Origin of the sequence: Streptomyces sp. NPDC057271 (genome assembly GCF_042668715.1) — a bacterium.
Lineage (GTDB): Bacteria > Actinomycetota > Actinomycetes > Streptomycetales > Streptomycetaceae > Streptomyces.
Map to the genome: position 1 here is coordinate 23,274 of NZ_JBHUYJ010000084.1, position 10,052 is coordinate 33,325.

Below are 10,052 nucleotides of genomic sequence, written 5' to 3' on the forward strand. Positions count from 1 at the left end.
GGCTAGGGGCGCGCCCAGTGGGCGGGGCGCTCGAAGCCCTCGGGCAGGCGGGTCGCGTCGTCGCCGCGGGCCGCGTTCAGCTGCGGGTGGGTGAGGAACAGGGAGCCGGTGAGGTCCGCCCCGGACAGGTCGGCGTCCCGGAGATCGGCGCCGATCAGATCGGCCAGGGACAGATCCGCGCCCGTCAGGTCGGCTGCGATCAGCAGAGCGCCGCGCAGGTCCGCGCCCCGCAGTTCGGCCCCCCTGAGCCGTGCCCCGATCAGGTCCGCGCCCCGCCGGCTCCTGGCCTTGCCGCCGGCCGTCGCACGTACCAGCGCGCTCGTCTTCAGGAGGAGCGGGTTGACCTCGCCGCGCACGGCGGTGACGTCGAGCTTCTCCAGGGCGTCCGCCGGCCCCTCGGTGAGCCGCTCCACCCGGTCCAGGGCACGCCGGAGCTCGGCGTGGACCGGGCGGGCGGCGGGCCGGGCGAGTGCTTCGGTGAGGTAGCGCAGCAGCTCGTGGAGCTGGCGCATCACGGGGAACACCTCGAACATCTGGCGTGAGGTCTCCGGGGCCTCGCGCCAGGAGACCCCGTGGAAGGTGACCTGGGAGACCTTCTGGCCCGCCCCGAAGCAGTCGTACACCGTGCACCCCGAGAACCCGCTCGGCCGCAGCCTGGTGTGGATGCCGCAGCGGAAGTCCTCCTGGAGGTTCCGGCAGGGATCGCCTGAGGACTTGTTCACCGCGAAGTCCGCCGACTTCGCGAAGGGGAGCGCGACGCAGCAGAGTCCGAAGCAGTCGGCGCAGTCGCCTCGGAGGGTCTCGGACATGGGTGCGCTGTTCCTTCGTCGACGGGGGTGGACACCCACCGTATCGCGCCGTGGGGGGAAACCGGTTGCGAAGATCATCGGGCCTCGCCGACGAGAGGGCGGCGGAGGTCGAGGCGCTCCGGCTCCACCTCGGCCCGGCCTACGGACGGTGGGACGAGGCCGCCCCGACCCACGCCGCCCCGACCCACGCCGCCGCGGTGACCGACGAGCTCCACCGGGACGCCGCGGCCGCCTGCTCTACGCGGATCCGGGAGTGTCCTCGGCGGCGGCCACCGAGCGGGCCCAGCGGTAGTCCGCCTTGCCGCTGGGAGAGCGCTCGATGTGATCCGTGATCACGAGCCGGCGGGGGATCTTGTACCCGGCGAGTCGTGTGCGGCAGTGGGTCTGGACGGTCTCCAGGTCGAGCGCGGGGGCCCCGGAGCGCAGCTGGACGACGGCCGCCACGTGGTTGCCCCACTTCGCGTCGGGAACCCCGGCGACCAGTGCGTCGTACACGTCCGGATGGGACTTCAGCGCCTGCTCGACCTCCTCCGGATAGACCTTCTCGCCGCCCGTGTTGATGCACTGAGAGCCGCGGCCGAGGACCGTGACGATGCCGTGCTCGTCGACGGTCGCCATGTCGCCGAGCAGGACCCAGCGCTCGTCGCCCTTCTGGAAGAAGGTCTCGGCCGTCTTCGCCGGGTCGTTGTAGTAGCCGAGCGGCACGTGTCCGCGCTGGGCGAGGCGTCCGGGCTCGCCCACGGCCACCTCCTCGTACGTCACCGGGTCGACCACCCGCGTCCGCTCGTTCACCTCCAGGCGGAAGCCCTTCTCGGGTCCCGAGTCGTCCGTCGCCTTGCCGTTGGAGCCGGACTCCGAGGATCCGAAGTTGTTCAGGAGCAGGACGTCGGGCACCAGCGCCTGGAACTGCGCCCGTACCGTCTCCGACATGATCGCCCCGGACGAGGAGACGCTGAAGAGGGAGGAGAGGTCCGTGCCCCTGAGCGGGCCGTGGAGCGCGTCGATCAGCGGCCTGAGCATGGCGTCACCCACCAGCGACACACTGGACACCTTCTCCTTCTCGATGGTCCGGAGCACCTCCTCGGGCGCGTACTTGCGGTGGATCACCACCCGCTGGCCGTAGTTGAAGGCGATGAACGAGGTCAGCGTCGAGGTTCCGTGCATCAGCGGGGGAGTGGGGAAGAACGTGATTCCCGCGCCGCCCGCCGCGACGCGCTCGGCGAGCTCTTCGGGCCGCTTGACCGGCTCGCCCGCCGGGTCGCCGCCGAAGAGCCCGGCGAAGAACAGGTCCTCCTGGCGCCACATGACACCCTTCGGCATTCCCGTCGTACCGCCGGTGTAGATGATGAAGAGGTCGTCGGCCGAGCGTGGGGCGAAGCCCCGTCGCGGTGAACCGGCCGCCTCCGCCTCCGTGAACGGCACGCAGTCGAGCGCGGGCGCGTCCTCGAATGCGGCGCTGGGCTGCGCGGCAGCTCCGTGAGGGGCGGTGCTCGGGCGACGGGCGGGCGGGGTCCCCACCCGCACGAGGTGCCGCAGCTTCTCCGTCCGCGGCAGCGCGGCCGCGACCCGTCCGGTGAACTCGGCGTCGAAGACGAGTGCGGCCAGGTCGGCGTCCGTGTAGAGGTGGACCAGCTCCTCCTCCACGTAGCGGTAGTTCACGTTGACCGGGACGATCCGTGCCTTCAGACAGGCCAGGACGGTCTGCAGATACTCGATCCCGTTGTAGAGGTGCAGGCCCAGGTGCTCGCCTGGCCGGATCCCGGCGTCGATCAGATGGTGGGCGAGACGGTTGGCGGCGGTGTCCAGCTCCGCGTACGTGAGCCGGCGCTCCGCCCCGGTGCCCGGGTGGTCGACGTAGACGAGCGCCTCGCGCTCCGGGACCACGTCCACGACCGATTCGAACAGGTCGGCAAGGTTGTACTCCACCGTTCCTCCTGACCTCGCTGGTCGTCCGGGCCCGAACTGACTCGGCGGTCATTAGAGCGCCGGGCGGCGGAGGTGGGAAGGGGGTGCGCAGAAGAATCTGACTGACTGTCAGGAAACTATTGAACTGGACCCGCACCTCCTGCAACCTGTTCTAGGTCTGGAGACGGGAGAACGCCCATGGGCGGGACAGAACACCTCACCATGCAGCGCGAAGGCGCCACACTCGTGCTCACGCTCAACCGGCCCGAGGCCAAGAACGCGCTCTCACTGCCCATGCTGGTCGGGCTCTACGACGGCTGGCTCGAGGCCGACGCCGACGACTCGATCCGCTCCGTCGTCCTCACCGGCGCCGGCGGCTCCTTCTGCGCCGGGATGGACCTCAAGGCGCTGGCGGGCAAGGGGATGGAGGGCGAGCGGTACCGGGACAGGATGGAGGCCGACCCGGATCTGCACTGGAAGGCGATGCTGCGCCACCACCGCCCTCGCAAGCCCGTCATCGCCGCCGTCGAGGGGTACTGCGTCGCGGGCGGCACCGAGATCCTCCAGGGCACCGACATCCGCATCGCGGGCGCCACCGCGACGTTCGGACTGTTCGAGGTGAAGCGGGGACTGTTCCCGATCGGCGGCTCGACGGTCCGGCTCCCTCGCCAGATCGCGCGGACGCATGCGCTGGAGATGCTCCTCACCGGGCGTCCGTACGACGCGGAGGAGGCGGCCCGGATCGGACTCGTCGGCCGCGTCGTCCCCGACGGCACCGCGCTGGAAGCGGCCCTGTCCGTCGCCGAACAGATCAACGCGTGCGGGCCGCTCGCGGTCGAGGCGGTGAAGGCGTCGGTGTACGAGACGGCGGAGATGACCGAAGGGGAGGGGCTGGCGGCGGAACTCGAACGCGGCTGGCCGGTCTTCGCGACGGCGGACGCGAAGGAGGGGGCGCGGGCGTTCGCGGAGAAACGCCCGCCGGTGTACCGCCGGGAGTGACCTTTCCCCACCCCACGCCGCCAGGCGTGGGGGAGGAGGGAAACGGCCCCGCGCAGCGGCCCCCGGCCCGGCATCCGCACCGTCCCACCGACTCGCACCCCGGCCCGGCATCCGCACCGTCCCACCGACCCGCACCCGCCCCCCGACCAAGGAGCCCCATGTCAGCCGCCCCCGCGCCGGACACCCTCCGCGCGCCCCTCGTCGTCGAGTTCCCCTTCACCCGGTCCCTCGGGCCCGTCCAGGCCGCCTTTCTGACCGGGCTGCGCGAAGAGACCGTTCTCGGCGTCCGGGCCGAGGACGGGCGCGTGCTCGTACCGCCCGTGGAGTACGACCCCGTGACCGCCGCCGAACTCCGCGAACTCGTCGAGGTCGGCGCCACCGGCACCGTCACGACCTGGGCCTGGAACCCCGAACCCCGCCCAGGACAGCCCCTGTCCACCCCCTTCGCCTGGGTCCTCGTCCGGCTCGACGGCGCCGGCACCGGCCTCCTCCACGCCCTGGACGCGCCCGGACCCGAAGCCGTGAGCACCGGGATGCGGGTCCGGATCCGCTGGGCCGCCGAACGGGCCGGCGCCATCACCGACATCGCCTGCTTCGAACCGTACGGGAGCGGCGAAGGCCACCCGCCGCGCGCACACGACGGCACCTTCCATGAGCCCGTCACCGGCATCGTCGCCCCGGCCCGCCTCGACTACACGTACAGTCCCGGCCGCGCCCAGACCGCCTATCTCCACGCCCTCTCCGAGAACCGGACGGTCGGCGAACGCTGCCCGGCCTGCACCAAGGTCTACGTCCCTCCCCGCGGCGCCTGCCCCACCTGCGGCGTGGCCACCACCGAACAGGTCGAGGTCGGCCCGCGCGGCACGGTCACCACCTTCTGCATCGTCAACATCAAGGCCCGCGGCCTCGACATCGAGGTGCCGTACGTGTACGCCCACATCGCCCTCGACGGAGCCGGGCTCGCGCTCCACGGCCGGATCGGCGGCATCCCGTACGACCAGGTCCGGATGGGACTCCGGGTCGAACCCGTGTGGAGCGAGGACGGCCGCTACCCCGACCACTACCGGCCCACCGGCGAACCCGACGCCGACTACGACACGTACAAGGAGCTGCTGTGACGCCGGACCGATCGGACCGACCGGACCGCGAGGTGGCGATCGTCGCCTTCGCGCAGACCGACCACCGGCGGCGCACGGACGACCTCTCCGAGGTCGAGATGCTCATGCCCGTCCTCCACGACGTGCTGCGTCAGACGGGCCTGAAGACCTCCGACATCGGCTTCACCTGCTCCGGTTCCTCCGACTACCTCGCCGGGCGCGCCTTCTCCTTCACCATGGCTCTCGACGGTGTCGGCGCCTGGCCGCCGATCTCCGAGTCCCACGTCGAGATGGACGGCGCCTGGGCGCTCTACGAGGCCTGGGTGAAGCTGCTGACGGGCGAGGCCGACACCGCCCTCGTCTACTCGTACGGGAAGTCCTCCCCCGGCTCCGTACGCGATGTCCTCACCCGGCAGCTCGACCCCTACTACGTCGCCCCGCTCTGGCCCGACAGCGTCGCCCTCGCCGCGCTCCAGGCGCGGGCACTCATCGACGCCGGACACACCGACGAACCCGCGCTGGCCGCCGTCGCCACCCGCAGCCGCCAGGACGCCACCGCCAACCCGCACGCCCAGCTGCCCGGCGCCCGCGACCAGGGCGAGTACCGCGTCGCACCGCTGCGCACCGGCGACTGCCCGCCCGTCGGCGACGGGGCGGCCGCCGTGATCCTCGCCGTCGGCGACCGGGCCCGTGATCTGTGCGCGCGCCCGGCCTGGATCCGCGGCATCGACCACCGGATCGAGGCCCACTCGCTCGGCGTACGGGACCTCACCGACTCGCCCTCCACCCGCCTCGCGGCCGAACGCGCCGGGGCCTTCGACCGGCCCGTCGACACCGCCGAACTGCACGCCCCCTTCACCTCCCAGGAGGTCGTGCTCCGCCGGTCCCTCGACCTCGACGAGAGCGTGAGGGTCAACCCGTCCGGCGGAGCGCTCGCCGCCAACCCGATGATGGCCGCCGGCCTGATCCGCCTCGGCGAGGCCGCCGCCCGCATCCACCGGGGCGCCTCCGACCGCGCCCTCGCCCACGCCACCTCCGGGCCCTGCCTGCAGCAGAACCTGGTCGCCGTCCTGGAAGGGGACGCCCGTGCCTGAGGCTGTCACATCGAAGGAGCCCGTCGCCGTCGTCGGGATCGGCCAGACCAAGCACGTCGCCGCCCGCCGGGACGTGTCGATCGCGGGACTCGTACGGGAGGCCGCCCAGCGAGCCCTGGAGGACGCCGAACTGAGGTGGGCGGACATCGACGCCGTCGTCATCGGCAAGGCCCCCGACTTCTTCGAGGGCGTGATGATGCCCGAGCTGTACCTCGCCGACGCGCTCGGAGCGGTCGGCAAACCGATGCTCCGCGTCCACACCGCCGGCTCCGTCGGCGGGTCCACCGCACTCGTCGCCGCGAACCTGGTCGCCGCCCGCGTCCACCGCACCGTCCTGACCCTCGCCTTCGAGAAGCAGTCCGAATCCAACGCCATGTGGGGCCTCTCCCTGCCCGTCCCGTTCCAGCAGCCGCTGCTCGCCGGGGCGGGCGGCTTCTTCGCCCCGCACGTCCGCGCCTACATGCGGCGCACCGGCGCTCCCGACACCGTCGGCTCCCTCGTCGCGTACAAGGACCGGCGCAACGCGCTGAAGAACCCGTTCGCCCACCTCCACGAGCACGACATCACTCTGGAGAAGGTCCAGGCCTCGCCCATGCTCTGGGACCCCATCCGCTACTCCGAGACCTGCCCGTCCTCCGACGGCGCCTGCGCGATGGTCCTCACCGACCGGACGGGCGCGGGGCGTTCGCCCCGGCCGCCCGCCTGGGTGCACGGCGGCGCCATGCGCAGCGAGCCCACGCTCTTCGCCGGGAAGGACTTCGTCTCGCCGCAGGCGGGCAAGGACTGCGCCGCCGACGTCTACCGGCAGGCCGGGATCACCGACCCGCGCCGCGAGATCGACGCGGTCGAGATGTACGTCCCGTTCTCCTGGTACGAGCCGATGTGGCTGGAGAACCTCGGCTTCGCCGAGGAGGGCGAGGGCTGGAAGCTCACCGAGGCCGGGGTGACCGAACTCGACGGCGACCTGCCGGTGAACCCCTCGGGCGGCGTGCTCTCCACCAACCCCATCGGCGCCTCCGGCATGATCCGCTTCGCCGAGGCCGCGCTGCAGGTGCGCGGGCAGGCGGGCGAGCGTCAGGTGGACGGCGCGCGCAGGGCGCTCGGGCACGCGTACGGAGGGGGCGCGCAGTTCTTCGCCATGTGGCTCGTGGGCGACCGTCCGCCCGGCGCCTGAGGTCTGTCGGCGCCCCACCCCGCTCGCTACCCTGAGCCCCGGACGACGACGTCGCGCTATGCGGGAGGAGCACGGACGTGGCGGAGAGCGTCACCACTCAGCAGGCCTTCACGGGTGGGGACAAGCCCGAACTCGACCTCAGCGGCGCCGACTGCAGGTCGGGCAGCCAGGGCGCGGGAGACGTCCAGATCGCCTTCGTCGAGGGGTTTCGTCGCGATGCGGAACGGAGGGCGTCCGGAGGCGCCCTCGTTGATCTTCACGCCGGCCGAGTGGCGGGCGTTCGTGGTCAACGCGCGCGCGGGCGAGTTCGACCTGACCTGACCTGACCTGACCTGACACGCCGTCGGCGCCCCTGCCCCGATCCCACCCGTCCTAGGGTGGCGATCATGAGTGCAGAACGTGATCTGACCCGGCTCGTCGCCGGGATGCGGCCGGAGCTCAACCCCGGCCGCTATGTCTTCACCACCGTGGACGGCCCCGCTCCTGCTGGGGTCGACCCGATCGCCACCGTCGCCGAGAGCGAGGGGCTCACGTTGGTCGTACGCCAGGAGGAGGCGGACGACGCCGGTCTGGCGTACGACTACGTGGCCGCCTGGATCACGCTGCGGATCCACTCCGCGCTCGACGCGGTCGGACTGACCGCGGCGGTCTCGCGGGAACTCGCCAGGGCCGGACTGAGCTGCAATGTCGTGGCGGGATTCCACCACGACCACCTCTTCGTCGAACACACCCGATCGGAAGAGGCGTTGGCCGTGCTGAAGGACCTCGCGGAACACCCGAACCGGTCCGTCGTCTGACCCTCGCAGGGGGCGTATACGGGCGTACGCTGGGTTCTTCGCGGGGCCCATCGGCCCGGCCGCACTCATCCGCGCGCCGGGTGTGCGCCCCCGGCGTGGGGGTGGAAGAACGTGGCAGTGCACAGTGGCAGGGCAGGTCGCCGGGGACTCGGTCTCTTCGAGCGCGAGTCGGAACTCGCAGCGGCGGAAGAGGCGCTGAACCAGTTGACCGGCCTCGGCGACGACGAGCCGTGGCCGGAACCGTACGACCCGAACGAACGGGTCCCGCTCCCGCGCGAGGCGCCGGAACCGGGCGGACCCTCGCCCGAGGCGCCGGAAGGCCGGCTCCCGCGCGAGGGCGCCGCCGCGCCGGAAGGACCCCCGTTGCGGCTCCTGCACGGTGCGGGCGAACCGGCCGGACCCCAGGAGGGGACGGCGACGCGGGCCCCTCGGGCGTACGCGTCGACGGGACGCGGCACCCCGGCCTCGTCCCGTACGCCGCGCGGCGGAGTCCTCGCCTACGCCGCACCCGCCGGCCTCGGGAAGACCACGCTGCTCGCCGAGATCCGCCGGCGCGCCGCCGACAAGGGGTGCACCGTGCTCGCGGCGCGCGGCGGCGACCAGGAGCAGCGCGTCGCCTTCCACGTCGCGCGGCAGCTCCTTCAGCCGCAGCTCGCCGTGGCGTCCGACATCGAACTCCGCGCTCAGCTGGGCAGTTGGTACGACATCGTCGGCCCCGCCCTCGGGCTGTGCGCCGCCGGCGACGGCGGACCGCCCGACCCGCAGGGCCTGCGCGACGGGCTCGACTGGGTCCTGACCCACCTGGCCGTCCGGCGCGCCCCGCTCGTCGTCGTCCTCGACGACGCCCACTGGGCCGACCCGGAGTCCCTGGGCTGGCTCTCCGCCTTCGCGCCGCGCGCCGAGGAGCTGCCCATGCTTCTCGTCGTCGCCTACCGCCCCGACGAACTCCCCGACAGTGGAGACGAGTTCACCGGGCGCCGGTCCGGCAGGCGACCCCTCGGACTCGAACCCCTCACCTCCTCCGCCATCGCGAGCCTCGTCCGCGACCAAGTCGGCTCGCACGCCGACGACACGTTCTGCCGCGAGTGCTGGGCCGTCACCTCCGGCAACCCCTTCGAGGCCGTCGAACTCGCCGCCAAGGTCCGCGACCGGGGCCTCGAACCACGGGCCGAGGCCGCCCACGAACTCCGCGACCTCGCCGCCGCCGTCAAGGGCAGCGGCCTCGTGGCGACCCTCGAACGGCTCGGCACCGCCACCGTCCGGCTCGCGTGGGCCTGCGCAGTCCTCGGCACCGAGATCTCGCCCCAACTCGCCGGCGCCGTCGCGGGACTGGGCGGCGAGGCGGTCGCCGACTGCGCCGGACGCCTGCGCGACGCGCGCGTCCTCGCGGGCACCGAGACCCTCGAGTTCGTCCACCCGCTGATCGCCACCGCCGTCTACCGGGCCATCCCCGCCGCCACCCGCGTCGCGCTGCACGGGCAGGCCGCCTGGTGCGTCATCGACGCCGGACTCGGCGCCACGGCCGCCGCCCGCCACCTTCTGGAGACCCATCCGGAGGGCGACCCCTGGGTGGTCGGCCATCTGCGCGAGGCCGCCCGCGAGACCCTGCGCGCCGGAGCCCCCGACGCGGCCCGCCGCTTCCTCGCCCGCGCCCTGCGCGAGCCTCCCGCCGACGAGGAACGCGCCGCCGTCCTCTTCGAACTCGGGAGCGCCTCCCTGCTCACCGAGCCCGCCACCACCGTCAACCACCTCCGCGCCGCCCTGGAGGAGCCCGTCTCCGACCCGGCGCTGCGCCACGGCATCGTCTACCGCCTCTCCCAGGTCCTCGCCCACAGCGACCGGCTCGTCGAGGCCTCCGAACTCCTCGGCCGCGAGTCCCGGCTCACCACCGACGCCCGCAGCCGGCTCCGCATGCAGTCCGAGAAGTTCATGTGGGACGCCTTCCGCGCCGACGAACCCGACTCGCCCGCCCGCTCCCGCAGACTGGCCCGGCTCGCCGAACGGCTCACCGGCCGCGACCTCACCGAGCGGTACGTCATCGGCCTGCGCGCCTGGGACGCCTGCCTGCGCGGGGAACCGGTCGACGTGGTCCTGCACCACGCCGTACGGGCCCTGGGCACGGAATTCAGCTGGGCGCACGAGGACCGCGGCTTCGAGGTGCCGGTGCTCACCGCCAT

At 72.8% G+C, this 10,052-nt stretch carries 8 protein-coding genes and 1 pseudogene; 7 read left to right on the forward strand and 2 right to left on the reverse strand.

Going from position 1 to position 10,052, the window contains the following annotated elements; translation table 11 throughout:
* Positions 1 to 2: 2 nt before the first annotated feature.
* Positions 3 to 809, reverse strand: coding sequence for a pentapeptide repeat-containing protein (locus ACFUJR_RS29385; RefSeq protein WP_383173248.1), 807 nt, complete (start codon positions 807 to 809; stop codon positions 3 to 5).
* 237 nt (positions 810 to 1,046) lie between these two features.
* Positions 1,047 to 2,735 (reverse strand): acyl-CoA synthetase, encoded by a 1,689-nt coding sequence (locus tag ACFUJR_RS29390; RefSeq protein WP_383173250.1) that lies wholly within the window; start codon positions 2,733 to 2,735, stop codon positions 1,047 to 1,049.
* Between the two features lie 177 nt (positions 2,736 to 2,912).
* Between ACFUJR_RS29390 and ACFUJR_RS29395 the strand changes: the two genes are divergently transcribed.
* From ACFUJR_RS29395 to ACFUJR_RS29425, 7 genes and pseudogenes are all read left to right on the forward strand, one after another.
* Positions 2,913 to 3,713 carry a crotonase/enoyl-CoA hydratase family protein gene (locus ACFUJR_RS29395; RefSeq protein WP_383173251.1) on the forward strand — a complete coding sequence of 267 codons (801 nt, stop codon included), beginning with the start codon at positions 2,913 to 2,915 and terminating at the stop codon, positions 3,711 to 3,713.
* Positions 3,714 to 3,871: 158 nt separating this feature from the next.
* Positions 3,872 to 4,831 (forward strand): Zn-ribbon domain-containing OB-fold protein, encoded by a 960-nt coding sequence (locus tag ACFUJR_RS29400; protein ID WP_383173252.1) that lies wholly within the window; start codon positions 3,872 to 3,874, stop codon positions 4,829 to 4,831.
* Positions 4,828 to 5,904 (forward strand): thiolase domain-containing protein, encoded by a 1,077-nt coding sequence (locus tag ACFUJR_RS29405; RefSeq protein ID WP_383173254.1) that lies wholly within the window; start codon positions 4,828 to 4,830, stop codon positions 5,902 to 5,904. Before ACFUJR_RS29400 ends, ACFUJR_RS29405 begins: the two co-directional genes overlap by 4 nt.
* Entirely contained in the window at positions 5,897 to 7,078 is a 1,182-nt protein-coding gene (locus tag ACFUJR_RS29410; protein WP_383173255.1) for a thiolase domain-containing protein, read from the forward strand. The genes ACFUJR_RS29405 and ACFUJR_RS29410 overlap by 8 nt, the downstream gene beginning before the upstream one ends.
* Before the next feature lie 77 nt (positions 7,079 to 7,155).
* Positions 7,156 to 7,399: pseudogene (locus tag ACFUJR_RS29415) on the forward strand (DUF397 domain-containing protein).
* Between the two features lie 65 nt (positions 7,400 to 7,464).
* Positions 7,465 to 7,875, forward strand: coding sequence for an ACT domain-containing protein (locus ACFUJR_RS29420; RefSeq protein WP_383173256.1), 411 nt, complete (start codon positions 7,465 to 7,467; stop codon positions 7,873 to 7,875).
* Positions 7,876 to 7,986: 111 nt separating this feature from the next.
* Positions 7,987 to 10,052 (forward strand): ATP-binding protein (locus ACFUJR_RS29425; RefSeq protein WP_383450901.1); only part of this gene is annotated, 2,066 nt, incomplete at its 3' end.

Bases quoted from the DNA above. Each gene is read 5' to 3' on its own strand.
- ACFUJR_RS29385 (WP_383173248.1), bottom strand. From the start codon at position 809: ATGTCCGAGACCCTCCGAGGCGACTGCGCCGACTGCTTCGGACTCTGC.
- ACFUJR_RS29395 (WP_383173251.1), top strand. From the start codon at position 2,913: ATGGGCGGGACAGAACACCTCACCATGCAGCGCGAAGGCGCCACACTC.
- ACFUJR_RS29400 (WP_383173252.1), top strand. From the start codon at position 3,872: ATGTCAGCCGCCCCCGCGCCGGACACCCTCCGCGCGCCCCTCGTCGTC.
- ACFUJR_RS29420 (WP_383173256.1), top strand. From the start codon at position 7,465: ATGAGTGCAGAACGTGATCTGACCCGGCTCGTCGCCGGGATGCGGCCG.